The sequence below is a fragment of the Pseudomonas sp. TE3552 genome (assembly GCF_056278945.1).
The window spans coordinates 5,754,018-5,774,134 of sequence record NZ_JBWBQJ010000001.1 but is presented as its reverse complement, the minus strand read 5'-3'; the positions used below and the strand labels follow the sequence as shown (position 1 = coordinate 5,774,134).

20 protein-coding genes are annotated in these 20,117 nt (G+C 59.2%); 8 read left to right on the top strand and 12 right to left on the bottom strand.

Features of this window, described 5'->3' with window-relative positions:
- Positions 1-233: 233 nt before the first annotated feature.
- On the top strand, positions 234-902 hold the full coding sequence (locus ACZ9BB_RS26160) for a polysaccharide lyase family 7 protein (RefSeq protein WP_476217494.1): 669 nt from the start codon (positions 234-236) through the stop codon (positions 900-902).
- 606 nt (positions 903-1,508) lie between these two features.
- Positions 1,509-1,871 (top strand): DUF6124 family protein, encoded by a 363-nt coding sequence (locus ACZ9BB_RS26155; RefSeq protein ID WP_476217492.1) that lies wholly within the window; start codon positions 1,509-1,511, stop codon positions 1,869-1,871.
- A gap of 164 nt (positions 1,872-2,035) precedes the next feature.
- On the opposite strand, the gene ACZ9BB_RS26150 is transcribed toward ACZ9BB_RS26155, so the two are convergent.
- The 7 genes from ACZ9BB_RS26150 to tkt form a co-directional block, all read right to left on the bottom strand.
- Positions 2,036-2,464 (bottom strand): hypothetical protein, encoded by a 429-nt coding sequence (locus ACZ9BB_RS26150; protein WP_476217490.1) that lies wholly within the window; start codon positions 2,462-2,464, stop codon positions 2,036-2,038.
- A gap of 264 nt (positions 2,465-2,728) precedes the next feature.
- Entirely contained in the window at positions 2,729-3,793 is a 1,065-nt protein-coding gene (fba, locus tag ACZ9BB_RS26145; protein WP_030130215.1) for a class II fructose-bisphosphate aldolase, read from the bottom strand.
- A 316-nt stretch (positions 3,794-4,109) separates the two neighbouring features.
- Positions 4,110-4,442 carry an MliC family protein gene (locus tag ACZ9BB_RS26140; RefSeq protein WP_476217488.1) on the bottom strand — a complete coding sequence of 111 codons (333 nt, stop codon included), beginning with the start codon at positions 4,440-4,442 and terminating at the stop codon, positions 4,110-4,112.
- A 56-nt stretch (positions 4,443-4,498) separates the two neighbouring features.
- Positions 4,499-4,720, bottom strand: a complete 222-nt coding sequence (locus ACZ9BB_RS26135; RefSeq protein WP_476217486.1) for a hypothetical protein — start codon at positions 4,718-4,720, stop codon at positions 4,499-4,501.
- Between the two features lie 34 nt (positions 4,721-4,754).
- Positions 4,755-5,918: a phosphoglycerate kinase gene (locus ACZ9BB_RS26130; protein ID WP_476217484.1), complete on the bottom strand. Its 1,164-nt coding sequence runs from the start codon at positions 5,916-5,918 to the stop codon at positions 4,755-4,757.
- 25 nt (positions 5,919-5,943) lie between these two features.
- Complete coding sequence (gene epd, locus ACZ9BB_RS26125) at positions 5,944-7,002, bottom strand: erythrose-4-phosphate dehydrogenase (RefSeq protein ID WP_476217482.1); 1,059 nt, start codon at positions 7,000-7,002, stop codon at positions 5,944-5,946.
- A gap of 187 nt (positions 7,003-7,189) precedes the next feature.
- Entirely contained in the window at positions 7,190-9,187 is a 1,998-nt protein-coding gene (gene tkt / locus ACZ9BB_RS26120) for a transketolase (RefSeq protein ID WP_476217480.1), read from the bottom strand.
- Between the two features lie 273 nt (positions 9,188-9,460).
- Between tkt and ACZ9BB_RS26115 the strand changes: the two genes are divergently transcribed.
- The 4 genes from ACZ9BB_RS26115 (at position 9,461) to ACZ9BB_RS26100 (ending at position 14,003) form a co-directional block, all read left to right on the top strand.
- Positions 9,461-10,456 (top strand): ArsR/SmtB family transcription factor, encoded by a 996-nt coding sequence (locus tag ACZ9BB_RS26115; protein WP_476217478.1) that lies wholly within the window; start codon positions 9,461-9,463, stop codon positions 10,454-10,456.
- Positions 10,457-10,474: 18 nt separating this feature from the next.
- Positions 10,475-11,665: a methionine adenosyltransferase gene (metK, locus tag ACZ9BB_RS26110; protein WP_476217476.1), complete on the top strand. Its 1,191-nt coding sequence runs from the start codon at positions 10,475-10,477 to the stop codon at positions 11,663-11,665.
- 171 nt (positions 11,666-11,836) lie between these two features.
- Positions 11,837-13,516 (top strand): NAD-dependent DNA ligase LigB, encoded by a 1,680-nt coding sequence (gene ligB, locus ACZ9BB_RS26105; RefSeq protein ID WP_476217474.1) that lies wholly within the window; start codon positions 11,837-11,839, stop codon positions 13,514-13,516.
- Positions 13,517-13,607: 91 nt separating this feature from the next.
- Entirely contained in the window at positions 13,608-14,003 is a 396-nt protein-coding gene (locus ACZ9BB_RS26100; RefSeq protein WP_476217473.1) for a DUF1090 domain-containing protein, read from the top strand.
- Between the two features lie 24 nt (positions 14,004-14,027).
- On the opposite strand, the gene ACZ9BB_RS26095 is transcribed toward ACZ9BB_RS26100, so the two are convergent.
- A complete protein-coding gene (locus ACZ9BB_RS26095; protein ID WP_476217471.1) occupies positions 14,028-14,477 on the bottom strand; it encodes a c-type cytochrome in 450 nt (149 codons plus the stop codon).
- Between the two features lie 128 nt (positions 14,478-14,605).
- Between ACZ9BB_RS26095 and mltA the strand changes: the two genes are divergently transcribed.
- Entirely contained in the window at positions 14,606-15,784 is a 1,179-nt protein-coding gene (mltA, locus tag ACZ9BB_RS26090; RefSeq protein WP_476217469.1) for a murein transglycosylase A, read from the top strand.
- Positions 15,785-15,897: 113 nt separating this feature from the next.
- Here mltA and ACZ9BB_RS26085 read toward each other — a convergent pair whose 3' ends face one another.
- Positions 15,898-16,284 (bottom strand): MAPEG family protein, encoded by a 387-nt coding sequence (locus tag ACZ9BB_RS26085; RefSeq protein WP_476217467.1) that lies wholly within the window; start codon positions 16,282-16,284, stop codon positions 15,898-15,900.
- Positions 16,285-16,335: 51 nt separating this feature from the next.
- A complete protein-coding gene (locus ACZ9BB_RS26080) occupies positions 16,336-17,169 on the bottom strand; it encodes an EamA family transporter (RefSeq protein WP_476217466.1) in 834 nt (277 codons plus the stop codon).
- 224 nt (positions 17,170-17,393) lie between these two features.
- Here ACZ9BB_RS26080 and ACZ9BB_RS26075 point away from each other — a divergent pair, with 224 nt between their 5' ends.
- The gene (locus tag ACZ9BB_RS26075) at positions 17,394-18,563 is read left to right on the top strand and encodes an MFS transporter (protein ID WP_476217465.1); all 1,170 of its coding nucleotides are present in this window, start codon (positions 17,394-17,396) and stop codon (positions 18,561-18,563) included.
- Positions 18,564-18,588: 25 nt separating this feature from the next.
- Here ACZ9BB_RS26075 and ACZ9BB_RS26070 read toward each other — a convergent pair whose 3' ends face one another.
- Both ACZ9BB_RS26070 and ACZ9BB_RS26065 read right to left on the bottom strand, forming a co-directional pair.
- On the bottom strand, positions 18,589-19,476 hold the full coding sequence (locus tag ACZ9BB_RS26070) for a formate/nitrite transporter family protein (protein ID WP_476217464.1): 888 nt from the start codon (positions 19,474-19,476) through the stop codon (positions 18,589-18,591).
- A 224-nt stretch (positions 19,477-19,700) separates the two neighbouring features.
- Positions 19,701-20,105, bottom strand: a complete 405-nt coding sequence (locus ACZ9BB_RS26065) for an acyl-CoA thioesterase (protein ID WP_476217462.1) — start codon at positions 20,103-20,105, stop codon at positions 19,701-19,703.
- Positions 20,106-20,117: the final 12 nt, after the last annotated feature.

Below are 20,117 nucleotides of genomic sequence, written 5' to 3'. Positions count from 1 at the left end.
AAGCAGAAGCTGCCGGTGTGCCATCATTTAAGCAAAGTTTCACAAGCCGACTAACGGTCGGTCCTGCAGCCCCCGGAAACCGGGAAAGATGGCATTTCGACAGGATGTTGACGTCAGCCATTTGCCAAACGGGCATTAACAAAGATCTCTTCTACGCTTATAAAGACCCCCCCGAAGGCGCAGGCTAGAGCTTCTGGTACGCGCGTGCAGCAAAAAAAAGTGGAAGCTTGAATATGATCGATCTCGCAACCTGGAACCTCAGTGTTCCTGTCGGCAGCCCGCCGTACACCGTCGAAACCGCCAAGCTGGTAGACGGCTTCAAGGATCAATACTTCCACTCCGACACCGGCACCTTGTTTTTCTGGTCCCCGGTCACCGGCACCCGCACTGAAAACGCGATCTACCCTCGCACCGAACTGCGCGAAACCTACAGCAACGGCACACTGAAAAACTGGTATTACCCCGACGCGGACAACTCCCTGCGTGCCACCCTCTCGGTCAGCAAGGTGCCCAGCTCGGGCAAGATCGTCATTGGCCAGATCCATGCCTACAACAGCCAGAAGCCGATGGTGAAAGTCGAGTATCAATACAAAGACTACAGCGCGACCGGCAACATCGTCGCCAAAGTCCGCATGCACCCCGACGACGACACCGCCCGGGTCATCACCATCGCCACCGGCGTGAAACTCAATCAGGAGTTCTCCTACCTCATCCACCTAAGCCCCGGTGGTGCATTGGGCATCAGTGCGGCAGGCTATCAGTGGGACACCGACATCAGCGCGATGTGGCGTGATAAACCGCTGTACTTCAAGGCCGGCGTCTACGTGCAGGACAACACCGGGTACACCAGCGAAGGCGGGGAAGTGACATTCAGCAAGCTGGATATCGATCACGACACCTAATCCCTGAAAGACCGCAGCCTGCAGCTCGAGTTACGAGTCCTCTGTAGGAGCTGCCGCAGGCTGTGATCTTTTGATCTTCAGCTCCGAAAACTTCGTAGGAATCCACCCATTGTGACGAGGGAGCTTGCTCCCGCTGGGCTGCGCAGCAGTCCCTCTTTTTGGGGGGCCGCTTCGCGCCCCAGCGGGAGCAAGCTCCTTCGCCACAGGTTCTTTATGTCCAACTCCATCTCTTCACTGACCGGCATCTGGCCCCATTTAAACGCCCACGTTTAAAGACACTCAGCGTTACCTCATGAAGCCTACAACGGCTTGCGTCACCGCCTACAGGTACGCCAGAATCCGCCGGCTTGTGCGCCTTGAAGCCCACCGGTAACTTGATTCGCGTCACTGATTTCCAGTGATCGGGTTTAGTAGCCCGTGGTTTCGAGCTTGGTGCACAAGCATCTGTCAGTCAGGGATTTCGATTCCTGCGCTTGATGGTAACTGTGCGCAGGGCACCCTCGGGTGCGCCGGCCTGCTCGAAACCCCGGTCTACTAACCTGCGTACAGTTGCCTCCACTTTGATTAGTAGCCAAAGAGGGGGCACTCCAATCAGGTTTCGAGCAAATGACCAAATCCACGCCGCATCCGCCGGTCACCGACCCGGCATCACCCTACGAATCACGCGACTCAAAAAAATTCCACGAAGCCGCCGAGCGCGCCCTCGACCATTACCTCAACCCGGCCGCTCAGATCATGGCCTCCACCAACGAACCCGAGCCCATGTACTTGGCCAATCCGAAGTACAACACCAAATCCCTGCTGGCCAACGCCAGCGAAACATTGGGCTCGGCTACCACCATGCTCAACAATTTCGCGGCGCTGCTGGAGACCTCCCATCGCAAGACCCTGCTGGGCATCGCCCAAGTGGTCATGCTCGGCGAACTGGCGGTGAACCAGGCGTTGGACCACGTCGAATTGAAGGAGTAATCGCGGCTCGGCTGATGCGAACAACTTGCCCCCAATAAAACCCCGCCTCTCGGCGGGTTTTTATCAATGCAGCTTAACGCTCAGGCTTAATTAACCTTAGCGTTCAACTCACTGAATAAGGGACGATTAAATAAATCAGCCACTTTTTGGTTTCTACTCTGCCTTTACTTTGCCGCCTTCTTACTTTCGGAAAAGTCGAGCCGATACCTTCCTTCCATGGCTGACTTATCCGTATCACCCTCCCGACGCTTGTTTACATGAAAACTACCTCGATAGTCAGCGACATCATTATTTTCGATATTCACATATCCCGACTGAGCGTACCAAGGCTCGCCCCCAGGATCAGACATAAATAAAAATTCCCCCTCGTCCGTCAATTTGTGCTTTTTGATACCAAAATCCTGCGGAATCTGGAATTTTATAAGATTATTATCTTTATCGTATGCATTTACATTGAATATATCGCCATCCATTACCCCACTAATTCGATCTACCTTGAAGTCTCCTGACTTATTGCCGAACTCATCGTAAAAAGTAGCCGTGAATTCACCGTCCACACTCTTCATACCGCTCTTATCCTCCTTAACTTTCATTATCCACCTCAATATATAAACGGAGACAAAGGGAACCTATCTATTTAATTGGCTCCTCTGTGATTGCACGACCAGCATAGGTAATATCTCTCACCCAATCACCTGTAATAAATGACAGCGCTTAATACATCTTTGAAATAATCGATATAACCAAAGAACCAAGGCTTTACTTTCATCTACACGGGGTTAACGCAAAATCCACCCACAGCCCACAAAAAAACCCGCCTCTCGGCGGGTTTTTCGTGCAACTCAAACGCAGAAGGCTTAGTTGACCTTAGCGTTCAACTCACCCTTCAAATACCGCTGGAACATCGCTTCCAACGAGATCGGTTTGATCTTCGAAGCATTGCCCGCAGTACCAAACTGCTCATAACGTGCGATACACACATCACGCATTGCAGTCACGGTCGCGCCGAAGAACTTACGCGGGTCGAACTCGCTCGGGTTGGTAGCCATCAGGCGACGCATGGCGCCGGTGGAGGCCAGACGCAGGTCGGTGTCGATGTTGACCTTGCGCACGCCGTGCTTGATGCCTTCGACGATTTCTTCAACCGGTACGCCGTAGGTTTCTTTGATGTCGCCGCCGTACTGGTTGATGATCGCCAGCCACTCTTGCGGAACCGAAGACGAGCCGTGCATCACCAGGTGGGTGTTCGGGATGCGTTTGTGGATTTCTTTGATGCGGTCGATGGCCAGCACGTCGCCGGTAGGTGGCTTGGTGAACTTGTAGGCGCCGTGGCTGGTGCCGATGGCGATGGCCAGGGCGTCGACCTGGGTGCGTTTGACGAAGTCAGCGGCTTCTTCCGGGTCGGTCAGCATTTGGCTGTGATCCAGAACGCCTTCGGCGCCGATGCCGTCTTCTTCACCGGCCATGCCGGTTTCCAGCGAACCCAGGCAGCCCAGCTCGCCTTCTACCGAAACGCCGCAGGCGTGAGCCATGGCTACGGTTTGTTGGGTAACACGGACGTTGTAGTCGTAGTCGGTCGGGGTCTTGCCGTCTTCGCCCAGGGAGCCGTCCATCATCACCGAGCTGAAGCCCAGTTGGATGGAGCGCTGGCAGACGTCAGGGCTGGTGCCGTGGTCCTGGTGCATGCACACCGGGATGTGCGGGAATTCTTCGATGGCTGCCAGGATCAGGTGACGCAGGAACGGGGCGCCTGCGTATTTGCGAGCACCGGCCGAAGCCTGGACGATCACCGGGGAGTCAGTCTTGTCAGCGGCTTCCATGATGGCGCGCATCTGCTCAAGGTTGTTGACGTTGAAGGCTGGAACGCCGTAGCCGAACTCGGCTGCGTGGTCCAGCATCTGGCGCATGCTGATAAGTGCCATTGTGTGTGTCTCTCCCGGTTGAGGGTCGTTAATCGTGCCAGCCTGCCGTAGCGGCGGCGGCTATTCAAGTTATTGCAGATCGGGGGATGGCCCGGGCTGCGAATTCGGTACAACAAAAAACCTGTGTCGCTGAAACCTTGTGGCGAGGGGGCTTGCCCCCGTTCGGCTGCGCAGCAGTCGCAAATCGGATGACGCGGTCTAATTGAAGCATCGCGTCCGCTGGCCTCGGGAGCGCTTCGCACTCCAACGGGGGCAAGCCCCCTCGCCACAAAAGCCCGCTCCCACATTTGGAGCGCTGTGAATCAAATCAATCGTGTTACTCGGCTTTACAACCGCGGCCGATCAAATCATTGGTGACGACCCAGTACACCAGGCCTTCCTCACCTTTTACGTGAAATGCCAGCATGTCGTTGCTGTACAGCGAACCTTCGGCGCCCGGCTCTAGCTTCAAGCGGTAGACCTGATCAGCACCGCCCAGGCGAACGTCGACTTCCTTGCGGTTGATGTCAGTGTAGCGCCAGAGCACTTTGGCCTGGCTATCACAAGTCCAGGTGGTCCAACTGTCCGCTGGCTCGGCAGCGTTGAACAGGTTCAAATGGGTGCAACCTGCCAGCAATGCCAATGCCGCAACGGCGATAAAGCCTTTCATCCGTGTTCCTCGACTGACGGCGCACGCCGCCCGCCTTGAGTAAAGAGTCAGACCCCTCAAGGACAACCATGTTCCTTGGCCGGGGTCTGCGTCTCATATTTGTCCAGGCCGTCCGGCCCGGAACGCTTGTTGATCACCGGGTTGGTTTCCGCTTGCCAGTCGGCCTGGTAGCAGCCTTTTTCTGGCGCGCGCGGCTCGGATTCCGGCGTGGCCTTCGGGTTACTCCCGCAAGCCGCCAGCATACCCGCGGCGATCAACAGCACTAAGGTCCTGACCACGTGAACACTCCTTTGCCTGGTCAAATCGGCGGCCTCAGGCCTTGGCCCGGCTTTCCAGGACTTCAACGGCCGGCAGTACTTTGCCTTCGACGAATTCGAGGAACGCGCCGCCGCCGGTAGAAATGTAGGAGATTTGCTCGGCAACGCCATATTTATCGATGGCTGCCAGGGTATCGCCGCCGCCAGCGATGGAGAATGCCGAACTTTCGGCGATGGCCTGGGCCAGCACTTTGGTGCCATTACCGAACTGGTCAAATTCGAACACGCCCACCGGGCCGTTCCACAGGATGGTCTTGGACGACTTCAGCAGCTCGGCGAAATTCGCCGCGGTCTGTGGGCCAATGTCCAGGATCATGTCGTCGGCGGCCACATCGGCAATCAGCTTGACGGTCGCGGTCGCGCTTTCAGCGAATTCCTTGGCGACCACCACGTCCACTGGCAGCGGCACGCTGACTTTCGCGGCGATTTCACGGGCGGTGTCCAACAGGTCCGGCTCGTACAGGGATTTGCCGACCGGGTGACCGGCAGCGGCCAGGAAGGTGTTGGCAATGCCGCCGCCAACGATCAGTTGATCGCAGATCTGGCTCAGGCTGTTGAGTACGTCGAGCTTGGTCGAAACCTTGGAGCCGGCAACGATGGCAGCCATTGGCTGGGCCGGGGCGCCCAGGGCCTTGCCCAGTGCGTCCAGTTCAGCGGCCAGCAACGGGCCCGCGGCGGCGACTTTGGCGAACTTGGCCACGCCGTGGGTCGACCCCTCGGCGCGGTGAGCGGTGCCGAAAGCATCCATCACGAACACGTCGCACAGGGCGGCGTATTGCTTGGCCAGTTCGTCAGCGTTCTTTTTCTCGCCCTTGTTGAAGCGCACGTTTTCGAACAGCACGATGTCGCCGGCTTTCACGTCGACGCCGCCCAGGTAATCGGACACCAGCGGCACTTCGCGGCCCAGGGCCTTGCTCAGGTAGTCAGCAACTGGCTTGAGGCTGTTCTCGGCCGAGAACTCGCCTTCGGTCGGACGGCCAAGGTGCGAGCAGACCATCACGGCCGCGCCTTTTTCCAGGGCCAGCTTGATGGTCGGCAGCGAAGCAAGGATTCGCGCATCGCTGGTGACAACACCGTCCTTGACTGGGACGTTGAGGTCTTCGCGGATCAGTACGCGCTTACCTTGCAGATCGAGGTCGGTCATCTTCAACACGGTCATGGGTCGCAATTCCTGGATAGCTGTTTTAGAGAGCAGGTTTTTTGGAAATAGCTGTTTGCAGATAATGTGTAGCAACGTCCAGCATTCGATTGGCAAACCCCCATTCGTTGTCGAACCAGGCCAGGATGTTCACCAGCCGTGGGCCAGAAACGCGGGTCTGACTGGCATCGACGATGGCCGAATGTGGGTCATGATTGAAATCACAACTGGCGTGAGGCAACTCGGTGTAGGCCAGAAGGCCTTTGAGCGGGCCATGGGTGGCGGCTTCGCGCAGAATCCGGTTGACCTCGGTGGCGTCGGTATCGCTTACGGTCTGCATCGTAATATCGAGGCAGGACACGTTAACCGTCGGCACCCGCACGGCTTTGGCCTGAATTCGCCCGGCAAGTTCCGGCAACAGACGTTCAATGCCTCGCGCCAGACCAGTGGACACCGGAATCACCGACTGGAACGCCGAACGGGTGCGGCGCAGGTCTTCGTGGTGATAAGCGTCGATCACCGGCTGATCGTTCATCGCCGAGTGGATGGTGGTGATCGACACGTATTCCAGACCAATGGCCTGATCCAGCAGGCGCAACAGCGGCACGCCGCAATTGGTGGTGCAGGAGGCGTTGGACACCAGCAGTTCGTCGCCGGTCAGGCAATCCTGGTTCACACCGTAGACGATGGTGGCGTCGACATCTGCCTCGCTGGCCATCGGCTGGGAAAACAACACCCGTGGCGCGCCGGCGTCGAGGAATCGCTGGCCATCCTGGCGGGTGTGGTAAGCGCCGGAGCATTCCAGCACCAGATCGACACCCAGTGACGCCCAATCGATGCTTTCAGGGGTGGCACTGCGCAGGACCTTCACGCAGTCGCCATTAATATGCAGACAATCGCCCTCGACCCTCACCTCACCGGGAAACCGCCCGTGTGTGGAGTCAAAGCGTGTCAGGTATTCGATGCTGGCCATGTCGGCCAGATCGTTGATCGCAACAATTTCAAACCCGGCCGTCGAACCTCGCTCAAACAACGCACGCAAGACGCAACGACCAATCCGGCCGTAGCCGTTGAGTGCAACTTTGTAAGGACGCGGTTGAGGCATGGGGTTCTCGATAAAGCTTGGGAATGTAGTCGCAGGTCTGCCGCCTTCGCGGGCAAGCCTCGCTCCTACAGATCTTGCGTCTGTTTTGCCGGATCGGGGTAATTCCGATTCCGCAAAACGACGCGATCCCCTGTAGGAGCGAGGCTTGCCCGCGAAGACGTCAGCACAGACAACGCAACTGTCGGACTTAGTCTTCCAGCAGCTCTTCAGCCTGGCCCAGGATGTTTTCCAGGGTGAAGCCGAACTCTTCGAACAAGGCAGGCGCAGGCGCCGACTCGCCGTAGGTGGTCATGCCGATCACGCGGCCTTCCAGGCCCACGTACTTGTACCAGTAGTCCGCGTGGGCGGCTTCGATGGCGATACGCGCGCTGACCTGCAACGGCAGAACCGATTGCTTGTAACCGGCATCCTGGGCTTCGAAGACGCTGGTGCATGGCATCGACACCACACGGACCTTGCGGCCCTGCTCGGTCAATTTGTCGAAGGCTTGAACCGCCAGGCCGACTTCCGAACCGGTGGCGATCAGGATCAGCTCAGGCTCGCCTGCGCAGTCCTTCAACACGTAACCGCCACGGGCGATCTCTTCGATCTGGATCGCATTGCGGGTTTGGTGCTGCAGGTTCTGACGGGAGAAGATCAGCGCCGAAGGACCATCGTCACGCTCCAGGGCGAACTTCCAGGCCACCGCCGATTCAACGGCATCGGCCGGACGCCAGGTGTCGAGGTTCGGCGTGCAGCGCAGGCTGGCCAGTTGCTCGATTGGCTGGTGAGTCGGGCCGTCTTCGCCCAGACCGATGGAGTCGTGGGTGAACACATAGATGATGCGTTTCTTCATCAGCGCCGACATGCGCACCGCGTTGCGGGCGTATTCCATGAACATCAGGAAGGTCGCGCCGTAAGGCACCAGGCCGCCGTGCAGGGCCACGCCGTTCATGATCGCGCTCATGCCGAACTCGCGAACGCCGTAGTACATGTAGTTGCCGCTGGCGTCTTCGGCGGTGACGCCTTTGCAACCTTTCCACAGGGTCAGGTTGGAACCGGCCAGGTCAGCCGAACCGCCAAGCAGTTCCGGCAACAGCGGGCCGAACGCGTTCAGGGCGTTCTGGCTGGCTTTACGGCTGGCGATGGTTTCACCCTTGGCCGCGACTTCAGCGATGTACGCCGAGGCTTTTTCAGCGAAGTCTTCCGGCAGGTCGCCGCTCAGACGACGAACCAGTTCGTTGGCCAGCTCCGGGAAGGCCGCGGAGTACGCAGCGAAACTCTGGTCCCACTCGGCTTCGGCTGCGCGACCGGCTTCCTTGGCGTCCCACTCGGCGTAAATGTTGGCCGGGATTTCGAACGGGCCGTGGTTCCACTTCAGTGCTTCGCGGGTCAGGGCGATTTCCGCGTCACCCAACGGAGCACCGTGGCAATCTTCCTTGCCTTGCTTGTTCGGCGAACCGAAGCCGATGGTGGTCTTGCAGCAGATCAGCGTCGGGCGCTCGCTTTTGCGCGCCGTGTCGATGGCGATCTTGATTTCTTCCGGGTCGTGACCGTCGACGTTGCGGATCACTTGCCAGTTGTAGGACTCGAAACGCTTCGGCGTGTCGTCGGTGAACCAGCCTTCGACTTCGCCGTCGATGGAGATACCGTTGTCATCGTAGAAGGCGATCAGTTTGCCCAGGCCCAAGGTACCGGCCAGGGAGCTGACTTCGTGGGAAATGCCTTCCATCATGCAGCCATCACCCAGGAACACATAGGTGTGGTGATCGACGACGTTATGGCCGGGACGGTTGAACTGCGCCGCCAGCACTTTTTCCGCCAGGGCGAAACCCACGGCATTGGCCAGGCCCTGGCCCAGTGGGCCGGTGGTGGTTTCAACACCCGGGGTGTAACCGTATTCCGGGTGACCCGGGGTGCGGCTGTGCAGCTGGCGGAAACTTTTCAGGTCATCGATCGACAGGTCGTAGCCGGTCAGGTGCAACAGCGAGTAGATCAACATCGAACCGTGACCGTTGGACAGCACGAAGCGGTCACGGTCGGCGAACGATGGATTGCTCGGGTTGTGCTTGAGGTAGTCACGCCAAAGTACTTCGGCGATATCTGCCATACCCATAGGGGCACCGGGATGGCCGCTGTTGGCTTTTTGCACGGCATCCATGCTGAGGGCACGAATGGCGTTGGCGCGCTCACGACGGCTAGGCATCGCTGTTCTCCTGCGGATATTGAATCGAGAGTGAATAAAACGAAACGGAAAAAAGGCGAGCATTTTCCCTCACCGGGCGGCCTCGGGGCAATGACAGATAGTCATCCGAAGGCGTTTTTCCGGTGGATAACGTCGCATTAACCTGATGAAACCTTTCTGCTATTCGTTTGTTGACTGAAACTAACGTTCAGAAGTGCCACCCATCGAGCAATATCAAAACTTTTTGATATTGGCCTTGCAGTGATTTCTGACCGTCACTAGACTGCTGGCCCTATGAATTTACGCGCGCCTTCCATTCAACATGACGATTGCGACGATCTGGCGGCCCTGTGCAAGGCCGGCGGCGATCCTCTGCGGCTGAATGTATTGCGCGCACTGGCCAACGATTCGTTCGGCGTGCTGGAACTGGCGCAGATCTTCGGCATCGGCCAGTCCGGCATGAGCCATCACCTCAAGGTATTGGCCCAGGCCGGCCTGGTGGCGACCCGCCGTGAAGGCAATGCGATTTTCTACCGTCGCGCCCTGCCCCACACCGATCTGCTGGGCGGCAAGTTGCATGCTGCGCTGCTGGACGAAGTGGACAACCTGACCCTGCCGACGGATGTTCAGTCACGAATCGCTCAGGTCCACGGACAGCGCGCGGCGGCCAGCCAGGACTTTTTCTCACGGGTCGCGGAGAAGTTTCGCGCCCAGCAAGACTTGATTGCCGGCCTGCCGCAGTACCGCGACAGCGTGGTGGCACTGCTCGACAAGCTGAGTTTCGGCCCTGGCGCCACGGCGATCGAAGTCGGCCCCGGCGATGGCGGTTTTCTGCCGGAACTGGCGCGTCGCTTCACTCAAGTCACGGCGCTGGACAACAGCCCGGCGATGCTCGATTTGGCCCGCCAGGTCTGCGAACGTGAAACGCTGGCTAACGTCTGCCTGCAATTGGCCGATGCATTGAACGGTGTGAGCCTTCAGGCCGATTGCGTTGTACTGAACATGGTGCTGCACCATTTTGCCGCGCCGGCCGAAGCGCTCAAGCACATGGCCGCCTTGCTGCAACCAGGCGGCAGCCTGTTAGTGACAGAGTTATGTAGCCACAACCAGAGTTGGGCCAGGGAGGCCTGCGGTGATCTCTGGTTGGGGTTTGAACAGGACGATTTGGCCCGCTGGGCCACCGCTGCGGGACTCGTTCCCGGGGAAAGTCTGTATGTAGGCTTACGTAATGGTTTCCAGATTCAGGTCCGCCATTTTCAGCGACCGGCTGGCGACACTCACCATCGGTAAATTCAGGAAAAAATCGAGATGAGCGAATACTCCCTCTTCACCTCCGAGTCCGTGTCTGAAGGGCATCCGGACAAAATCGCCGACCAGATTTCCGATGCGGTGCTGGACGCCATCATTGCTGAAGACAAGTTCGCCCGCGTGGCGTGCGAGACGCTGGTGAAAACCGGCGTGGCAATCATCGCAGGTGAAGTCACCACGTCGGCCTGGGTCGATCTGGAAGACATCGTCCGTAACGTGATTCTGGACATCGGCTACAACAGCTCCAATGTCGGTTTCGACGGTGCGACCTGCGGCGTGATGAACATCATCGGCAAGCAGTCCCCCGACATCAACCAAGGCGTTGACCGCGCCAAGCCTGAAGACCAGGGCGCCGGCGACCAGGGCCTGATGTTCGGCTACGCCAGCAACGAAACCGACGTGCTGATGCCAGCACCGATCACCTTCTCGCACCAGTTGGTTAAACGTCAGGCTGAAGCCCGTAAATCCGGCCTGCTGCCTTGGCTGCGCCCGGACGCCAAGTCGCAAGTGACTTGCCGCTACGAAGGCGGCAAGGTTGTCGGTATCGACGCCGTTGTACTGTCGACCCAACACAACCCTGACGTGTCCTACAAAGACCTGCGCGAAGGCGTGATGGAGCTGATCGTCAAGCATGTACTGCCTGCCGAGCTGCTGTCCAAGGACACCCAGTTCCACATCAACCCGACCGGCCAATTCATCATCGGTGGCCCGGTGGGCGACTGCGGCCTGACTGGTCGCAAGATCATCGTCGACAGCTACGGCGGCATGGCCCGTCACGGCGGCGGCGCATTCTCCGGCAAGGACCCATCGAAGGTTGACCGTTCGGCAGCATACGCCGGTCGTTACGTGGCCAAGAACATCGTCGCGGCCGGCCTGGCCGAGCGTTGCGAGATTCAGGTTTCCTACGCGATCGGCGTTGCACAGCCTACGTCGATTTCGTTGAACACCTTCGGCACCGGCAAGATCAGCGACGACAAGATCGTCAAACTGGTTCGCGAAGTGTTCGACCTGCGTCCATACGCGATCACCACCATGCTTGACCTGCTGCACCCGATGTACCAGGAAACCGCTGCGTACGGCCACTTCGGTCGCACCCCGGGCACCAAGACTGTGGGCGACGATACGTTCACCACTTTCACTTGGGAAAAAACCGACCGCGCCGACGACCTGCGTGTCGCCGCCGGCCTGTAAGACTTTTCCTGCGGTACCCAAAGCCCTGCACGGTTCGCCGTGCGGGGTTTTTTATTGCCCTGCACCTGGAACCGTGTCACTGCCATCAGAAACACCAGGCAAAACACTCAGCCATCTCGCCCGAAAATACTGACTAGCCTTGTAGCATCTCCCCGAGCAAGGACGCTCTCGATGCTGCCCAACCTGCGCCTGTTTTTCGCTTTCCTGCTGACCTTCGCCTGCCTGATCGCCAATGCCACCGAATGCCCCGACTGGCCAGAGCCCCGCGCGCTGGACGAAATCACCACCCTGCAACAGCAAATCGACCTTTGGGACGACAGTTACCACCGTGAAGGCCAATCGCTGATCGCCGACGAGCTCTACGATCAATCCCGTGCACGACTGACCGAATGGCGCGAGTGCTTTGATTCAGCCCCCTCGGCCGAACCGCTGCGTACGGCCGGCGGCACGGTTGCTCATCCCGTCGCCCATACCGGCCTGGAGAAACTTCGCGATGGGCGCGCCGTCGAAGCCTGGCTAAAAGACCGGGAGGAGGTCTGGATTCAGCCCAAGGTCGATGGTGTAGCGGTAACGTTGACCTATCGCAACGGTTGGCTGCACCAGGCGATCAGTCGTGGTGACGGGGTAAACGGCCAGGACTGGACTGCCTCGGCGCGACAGATCGCCGCCATCCCGCAAAAACTTTCGCAGCCGCTGGACCTGCTGCTGCAAGGCGAACTCTATTGGCGCCTGACCGAACACGTGCAAGCCCAGGCCGGCAGCCTCAATGCCCGCGCCACGGTGGCCGGATTGATGGCGCGCAAAACCCTGAGCCCTGAGCAAGCCGCCGGTATCGGGTTGTTTGTCTGGGACTGGCCACAAGGCCCGAAAAACCTGCCCACCCGCGTGGCGGCTCTGGATGAGTTGGGATTTCCCAGCACGGCACCCTACAGTCAGCCGATCGAAGCATTGGCCGATGCCGAACGCTGGCGCGATCATTGGTATCGCTCACCCCTGCCCTTTGCCAGCGATGGCATCGTCTTGCGTCAGAGTCTGCGCCCGCCGGCCGAGCGCTGGCAGGCGAAAACGCCGTACTGGGCCGTCGCCTGGAAATACCCGTTCGCCCAAGCGCTGGCCGAAGTGCGCAAAGTCCACTTCAAGATCGGACGGACGGGCCGGATCACACCGGTGCTGGATCTGACCCCAGTGCAACTCGATGACCGGCAGATCAAGCGCGTCAGTGTCAGCTCCCTGCAACGCTGGGAAGCGCTGGACATTCGTCCGGGCGATCAGGTGGCCGTCAGCCTGGCGGGGCTGACCATTCCCAGGCTTGACGGTGTCGTATTGCGCAGCACCGAACGCCCTGAGGTGAACATACCGCGGGCAGCGGACTTTCATTCTTTAAGCTGCTGGCAGCCGACTCCGGGCTGCGAGAGCCAATTCCTCGCTCGCCTGAGCTGGCTCAGCGGCAAACAGGGGCTGGCCCTGCCTCATGTCGGGCCGGGCACCTGGGAAAAACTGCTCAAGGCCGAACGCCTCGGCAGCCTGCTCGATTGGATGACCCTCGATGAGCAAGAGCTTGCTAACATTGACGGCTTCGGCGATCGCAGTAGTGCTCGTCTTTTAAACAGTTTCAACAGCGCCCGGCAACGCCCTTTCGCTCGCTGGCTCAAAGCCCTGGGCTTGCCACCGACCGGCCAGGCACGCCTCGCCGACTCATGGCAGGCGCTGGCGCAACGAAATACCGAACAATGGCAGGCCGAAGCCGGCATCGGCCCGGGACGCGCGGCACAATTGAGCGCTTTTTTTCGCGACCCTCAGGTCCTGGCCTTGAGCGAGACATTACGTGTTGCCGGGATTGACGGCTTTTAGCAGCCGGTGATGCCCGCCAGACCGGGAACCCAAAGGTACCGATGCGCTCAAACAGCCCATCGCTACATCGTTTTTTTCATCTGGAGCTTTTATGAAACTTCTTTCACCGCTCGCCTTGTTGACCCTGTGCAGCGTGATGGCCGCTCCATTGATGGCCGCCGAAGACGCACCCGGCCTGACCGGCTGCGCCGCCAAGAAACAAGGCATCATCAACCAGATCGAACTGGCCAAGTCCCACGGCAACGCCGATCAACAGGCGGGCCTGGAAACTGCCCTGAGCGAAGTCACCGCCCATTGCACCGATGCCTCCTTGAAGAAGGAAAGGGAAAACAAGGTGCTCGACGCCAAGCACGAAGTCAGCAAGCGTCAGGCCGACCTCGACAAGGCGATGAAAAAAGGCGACGCCGAGAAGATCAACAAGCGCAAAGACAAACTGGCTCAATCACGCAAGGAGTTGCAGGAAGCGCTGGATGAGCTGGATAAATAAGCAATCATTTTGAGTTTTCTGGAATCAATGATCCCGAAACTCTTTATGGCAGGCACTGCACGCGTCTTCGACTTTCTGCACCGCCGGCCCCAGGTTACTGACCTTGTAGGGCTGAACCTTGCTGGCAATCACCAGCTCACCGGTGGCGCCTTCAAGGGTGCGGGCCATTTCCTGGAAGCGTGCCTGCTTCTGCCAGACATCATCCTTGGCGCTGGTGTGATCATCTTCGCGCACCTGCGGGAAATGCTTCCACGGCTCATGGGACAACGCGTCGAGTTTCACGGCGCCGTCGGCGAATTTCGGACCATCGAACGGAATACGCCCACGCAACATGCCGCCCAGGTCTTCGCCGGTCTTGAGCATTTGCTTGAAGATCGCCTTGCGCTGACCCAGTGGCGAGTTCGGGTCGACACCGCCGCAGGCAGACAACGTCAGGCAGGCCAGCAATACAACGGAAAGTCTTTTAAGAGTCATGGTGGCTTCAGGTCACTGGAAACGGCGGCCAGTATCCTCGCGTCACCCGCAAAGACCAATAGCCCTATTATCAATACGGGTTGCTTGAGCGCATGGAGCACTCAGGCAACCGACAAAGGAATTACTCCATGAACAGCCGTTTCAAGGCATGGCGTCACAATCTGGCCTGGACCCTTCCGATGGTGGCCATGCTGGCAGGTTGCACCGGTGGTGACAGCGGCAAACCGAAAACCCATGCATTGGCGACTTACTCCAGCGCCACCTGGGAAGCGCTTCCGGCGGTGTCCGACAACGACCTTGTCGCCGGCTTCGGCTCGTGGCGCAGCGCCTGCACCCGACTCAAAGCCGACCCGGTCTGGGGCTCGACCTGCGCGGCTTCCGCTAAAGTGCCGGCAACCGCAACCGCCAACGACATCCGCGGGTTTCTCAAACAGAACCTCGACGTCTACGGCTTGCGTGCCGCCAATGACAACCCCAACGGCCTGATCACCGGTTACTACGAGCCGGTGTATCCCGGCAGCCTGACCCAGACCGAGCAAGCCAACATCCCGGTGTACGGCGTGCCCGAGGACATGATCATCGTCTCGCTGGACAGTATCTACCCGGAACTCAAGGGCAAACGCCTGCGCGGACGACTCGAAGGTCGCGTGCTCAAACCTTACGACGATGCAGCGACCATTGAAACCAAAGGCGTGAAGGCGCCGGTGATTGCCTGGCTGACCGACCCGATGAACCTGCAGTTTCTGCAAATCCAGGGCTCGGGTCGCATCCAGCTCGACGATGGCCGGCAATTGCGCATCGGTTATGCCGACCAGAACGGCCACCCCTATCGACCCATCGGCCGCTGGCTGGTCGATCAGGGAGAGCTGAAAAAAGAAGACGTGACCATGAGTGCCATCGATAACTGGGCCAAGGCCAATCCGACGCGCATTCCCGAACTGCTCGGCAGCAACCCCAGCTACGTGTTCTTCAATCGCAACCCGGACAGCAACGAAGGGCCGCGCGGCTCGCTGAATGTGCCATTGACCGCAGGTTATAGCGCAGCGGTGGACCGCAAGGTGATTCCGCTCGGCAGTCTGTTGTGGTTATCGACCACGCGACCGGATGGCAGCGCGCTGGTACGCCCGGTGGCGGCCCAGGACACCGGCGGCGCGATTGCCGGCGAGGTCCGCGCGGATCTGTTCTGGGGCACCGGCGAGGCCGCCGGGCAATTGGCCGGAGACATGAAACAGCAGGGGCAGATCTGGATGCTTTGGCCAAAAGGGGCGGCGTTGCCGCAAGTGCCGCAGGTGGCTGACACACTTTAAAAGCAAAAGATCGCAGGCTTCGCCAGCTCCTACATTGACCGCGTGCACCGCAATATCGCGGACGAACATCGATCCCTGTAGCTGCCAAAGGCTGCGATCTTTTGGTCTTGCCTTTAAACCGACACCACAAAGAAACTGACAATCAACCCCACTCCAATGGCCCATACCAACGACCGCAGAATCGCCCAGTCCGCCAGATAGCAAATGATGTAGAGCAGCCGACTGGTGATAAACAACACCGACAGCACATTGATCGTCACCAGTTCGGCATTTCCGGCCAGGTGCGCGACGATCACCGCCGCCGCAAACGCCGGTGTCACTTCGAAGCTGTTCAACTGCGCCGAATGCGCACGCCTGGCCACCCCTTCAAGCGAATCCAGAAACGCCCGCGGGTCGTGATTCTGTTTCAGCCCGAACTTGCCGCCGCTGAACTTGGCGACGCCTGTGCATAGATATGGCAAGCAGATCGCAATCAAAATGCACCACAGAGCAACCGTCATAACGCAGTCCCTTCTTTCAAGTTATAGAGAGTCGAGCTCCATCAAAGGTGACTAAAACTTCATCACCAACATGCCGATCAGCACCAGCCCACAGGCTAAGAGCCGCGGCCTGCCGAAAGGTTCTTTCAGATAGCGCATGCCGAACAGCACCACCAGAATCACACTGATCTCGCGCAGCGCCGCCGCTTCGGCAATCGAGCCGAGCTGCATGGCCCACAGCACCAGAGCGTAGCTGAACAACACGCAAAACCCGACCGCCAACCCCAACCGCCACTGCTCACGCCAGAACAGCATGAACGCCGGGCGTTTGCGCACCAATGCCAGCAACGGGAACGGCCAGGCACTGAGCAATGTGACCCAAACCAGGTAGTCCAGGGGATAGGGCCAGCGCCGCAAGGCCTGGCCATCGATGAAGGTGTAGCAACCGATGCACAACCCGATCAGCGCCACCACCGGCAGAATCGACCACGGCAGGCGCACCCCGCCACCGCCCTGCCAGAGCAAGCACAGCATGCCGAACGGGATCAGCAAAATGCCGAAGATCTGCTGAGCCGTCAGCACTTCTCCAGCGAAGATCAGCGTCAGAGCCAGCACCACCAGCGGCGACAAGCCACGCATCAACGGATAGACCAGACCAAGATCGCCAACCCGATAGGCCTGGATCAACAGATAGCGATAGAGCAACTCGAACGCCGCCGACGCCAGGATCCATGGCCACATCTCTATCGGTGGCAACGCCACGAAAGGCAGCATCAGGGCGACAAACAACAGCGCCACGCTGTCCATGCAGGCCACCACCAACAGCCGCTCCGCGCTGAATTTGATCAGGGTATTCCACGCCGCGTGCAACAACGCCGCCACCAACACCAGAACCGTCGCAAGCACGACACACTCCTTATTGTTGCTTGCCCTCCCCCTACATAAAACGAGGGCAGAGGAATTGATTCGCCATATATCCGCAGCTGTTTATACTGCAAGCGACCACGCCGCACTCAGTTGCGCACAGACTAATTCCAATAATTTCTGCCTCTGCCCGCTCTCATCGAGAACGGTCGATGGCCTGCGTACGCCTGATCAAAGCGTCAAGACTACCGACGGAGACCTTGCGCATGCCTCTCGCCTTGCTTGCACTGGCCGTTGCCGCTTTCGGCATCGGCACCACTGAATTCGTCATCATGGGCTTGCTGCCCGATGTCGCCCGCGACCTCGCCGTGAGCATCCCTCACGCGGGCTTGCTCATCACCGGTTACGCGCTGGGGGTGGTGTTCGGTGCACCGATCCTCGCGGTCGGTACTGCCAACATGCCGCGCAAAGCCACGCTCCTGGGCATGACGCTGATGTTCATTCTCGGCAACATCCTCTGCGCCCTGGCGCCGAACTACGCCACCCTGATGGCTGCACGGGTGATTACTGCTTTGTGCCATGGTGCGTTTTTCGGCATCGGTTCAGTGGTCGCTGCCAGTCTGGTGGCACCGAACAAACGAGCCCAGGCGATTGCCATGATGTTCACCGGCCTGACATTAGCCAACGTGTTGGGCGTGCCATTGGGCACCGCGCTGGGGCAATACGCCGGCTGGCGCTCGACCTTCTGGGCGGTGTCGGTAATTGGCGTGATTGCGGCTATTGCGCAGTGGGTCTGGCTGCCAAAGGAAATCCCCATGGACAAAGCCAACCTGGCCAGCGAGTTCAAAGTGCTGGGCAAGGTCAACGTACTGCTGGCGCTGGGCATGAGCGTTCTGGCGTCGACCAGCCTGTTCAGCGTGTTCACCTACATCGCGCCGATCCTGCAAGACATCACCGGTGTCAGCCCGCATGGCGTGACCATCATGCTGTTGTTGTTCGGGGTCGGTTTGACGGCGGGCAGCATGCTCGGCGGCCGATTGGCAGACAGCCGTTTGCTGCCTTCGCTGGTGGGTATGGCGTTGGCGGTGGCCGTCGTGCTGGCCGCCTTCAGCCAGACCAGCCATTCGGTGATCCCGGCGGCGATCACGCTGGTGTTGTGGGGTATCTTCGCGTTCGCGCTGTGCCCGATCCTGCAATTGCTGATCATTGATGAGGCTCATGAGGCGCCGAACCTCGGTTCGACGCTGAATCAAAGCGCCTTCAATCTCGGCAACGCAGCCGGGGCGTGGATTGGCGGGCTGGTGGTGGCCAGTGGTGCGGACCTGGCGGACTTGCCGTGGACCGGCGCACTGGTCAGCGGGTTGACGGTGCTGACGGCGCTTTTGTTCATCTACCTGCAACGTCGCAGTGCTGCCGCCGTCAGTATGCCCGGCTGACAGGAGCGGAAGTTTTTGCCATTGATCATTTTTTGATCTTCTGCGGTTCGGGTACCTGTTCCCGCTCCGCGGATGTCTTGGGCGCCCCGCTTTCGCTGCGGATCTGCGCGTGACTGATCAGCGCGAAGATAAAACTGCCACCGATGATGTTCCCCACCAGCGTGGGCCCTGCAAACACTAGCCAGAAATCCCTCCACGGCAACTCGCCGGCAAACACCAGGTAGGAGACTTCGACCGATCCGACCACGATGTGGGTGAAATCGCCCAGTGCCATGAAATAGGTGATGAGGATAATGATCCACATCTTGGCGCTCTCCATGGACGGGATCATCCAGACCATGGTGGCGATCATCCAGCCGGAGATGATGCCTTTGGCGAGCATTTTTCCGGCGTCGTTTTCCATGACCTTGCGCCCGATCTCAAGAAAGGCCAGATCGGTCTTGCTGTCGAAAATCGGCAGATGCAGCATCACATACGCCACCAGCAAAGTGCCGCAGAGATTCCCCACCAGCACCACCGTCCACAGTCGCAAAAGCCGACCAAAGTTACCCAGCGTAGGCTTGCTCATGATCGGCAGCACCGCGGTCAGGGTGTTTTCGGTGAAGAGTTGCTGACGGGCGAGAATTACCGCGAGAAAACCTGCGCAGTAACCGAAACTGGCGATCACCTTGAAGCCTTCGCCGTCCGGCAGACGCGAGTTGAGCAGCCCCATGCCCATCAGCGACAAACCCATGGTCAGGCCGGCAGCCAGGGCCGACCACCACAGCGCTGCAACGCTGCGCTCGAGTTCCTGATTGCCTTGGGTACGAATGATTTCGTGCAACACCGCCGCGCGCGGTGGCTGGTTCTTGTCGACCTCGCGCTGTTCTTGCGCCGAGAGGTCCGGGGTCTTGCCGTCTTTGGACGTGTCCATAAAGCTCCTGAACCGGTGGCGTGTCGTTTAGTTACGACACGCGGGGATCGGAGCTGTTCACTACCCGGGGGAACGCAGCAAACCCTGTGGCGAGGGAGCTTGCTCCCGCTGGGGCGCGAAGCGGCCCTAAAACCTTTCACCGGGCTCCTCAGACAGACTTCATTGCCGGCTTACGACTGCTTCGCAGCCCAACGGGAGCAAGCTCCCTCGCCACAGAGCGACAATTACCCGCCGATGTCATCATCCTTGAACTGGTCTTTGACATACCTGATCTCGGTCCGGCCGTGCGGCACGGGCAGGCCGTCTTCGCCCAGGTTCACGAAAACCATTTTCTCCACCGTCAGGATGCTCTTGCGGGTGATCTTGTTACGCACTTCGCAAGTCAGCGTGATCGAGGTGCGACCGAACTCGGTGGCGGTGATGCCCAGCTCGATGATGTCGCCCTGGCGCGAAGCGCTGACGAAGTTGATTTCGGAAATGTACTTGGTGACCACGCGCTGATTACCCAGCTGGACGATGGCATAGATCGCCGCTTCTTCGTCGATCCAGCGCAGCAGACTGCCACCGAACAGCGTGCCGTTAGGGTTGAGGTCTTCGGGTTTTACCCACTTGCGGGTGTGGAAATTCATGTTCACTCCTGA

Excerpts from the sequence above, each read along its gene's own strand:
- ACZ9BB_RS26160 (WP_476217494.1), top strand. The coding sequence starts at position 234 with ATGATCGATCTCGCAACCTGGAACCTCAGTGTTCCTGTCGGCAGCCCG.
- ACZ9BB_RS26155 (WP_476217492.1), top strand. The coding sequence starts at position 1,509 with ATGACCAAATCCACGCCGCATCCGCCGGTCACCGACCCGGCATCACCC.
- ACZ9BB_RS26150 (WP_476217490.1), bottom strand. The coding sequence starts at position 2,464 with ATGAAAGTTAAGGAGGATAAGAGCGGTATGAAGAGTGTGGACGGTGAA.
- fba (WP_030130215.1), bottom strand. The coding sequence starts at position 3,793 with ATGGCACTTATCAGCATGCGCCAGATGCTGGACCACGCAGCCGAGTTC.
- ACZ9BB_RS26140 (WP_476217488.1), bottom strand. The coding sequence starts at position 4,442 with ATGAAAGGCTTTATCGCCGTTGCGGCATTGGCATTGCTGGCAGGTTGC.
- ACZ9BB_RS26130 (WP_476217484.1), bottom strand. The coding sequence starts at position 5,918 with ATGACCGTGTTGAAGATGACCGACCTCGATCTGCAAGGTAAGCGCGTA.
- epd (WP_476217482.1), bottom strand. The coding sequence starts at position 7,002 with ATGCCTCAACCGCGTCCTTACAAAGTTGCACTCAACGGCTACGGCCGG.
- tkt (WP_476217480.1), bottom strand. The coding sequence starts at position 9,187 with ATGCCTAGCCGTCGTGAGCGCGCCAACGCCATTCGTGCCCTCAGCATG.
- ACZ9BB_RS26115 (WP_476217478.1), top strand. The coding sequence starts at position 9,461 with ATGAATTTACGCGCGCCTTCCATTCAACATGACGATTGCGACGATCTG.
- metK (WP_476217476.1), top strand. The coding sequence starts at position 10,475 with ATGAGCGAATACTCCCTCTTCACCTCCGAGTCCGTGTCTGAAGGGCAT.
- ligB (WP_476217474.1), top strand. The coding sequence starts at position 11,837 with ATGCTGCCCAACCTGCGCCTGTTTTTCGCTTTCCTGCTGACCTTCGCC.
- ACZ9BB_RS26100 (WP_476217473.1), top strand. The coding sequence starts at position 13,608 with ATGAAACTTCTTTCACCGCTCGCCTTGTTGACCCTGTGCAGCGTGATG.
- ACZ9BB_RS26095 (WP_476217471.1), bottom strand. The coding sequence starts at position 14,477 with ATGACTCTTAAAAGACTTTCCGTTGTATTGCTGGCCTGCCTGACGTTG.
- mltA (WP_476217469.1), top strand. The coding sequence starts at position 14,606 with ATGAACAGCCGTTTCAAGGCATGGCGTCACAATCTGGCCTGGACCCTT.
- ACZ9BB_RS26085 (WP_476217467.1), bottom strand. The coding sequence starts at position 16,284 with ATGACGGTTGCTCTGTGGTGCATTTTGATTGCGATCTGCTTGCCATAT.
- ACZ9BB_RS26075 (WP_476217465.1), top strand. The coding sequence starts at position 17,394 with ATGCCTCTCGCCTTGCTTGCACTGGCCGTTGCCGCTTTCGGCATCGGC.
- ACZ9BB_RS26070 (WP_476217464.1), bottom strand. The coding sequence starts at position 19,476 with ATGGACACGTCCAAAGACGGCAAGACCCCGGACCTCTCGGCGCAAGAA.
- ACZ9BB_RS26065 (WP_476217462.1), bottom strand. The coding sequence starts at position 20,105 with ATGAATTTCCACACCCGCAAGTGGGTAAAACCCGAAGACCTCAACCCT.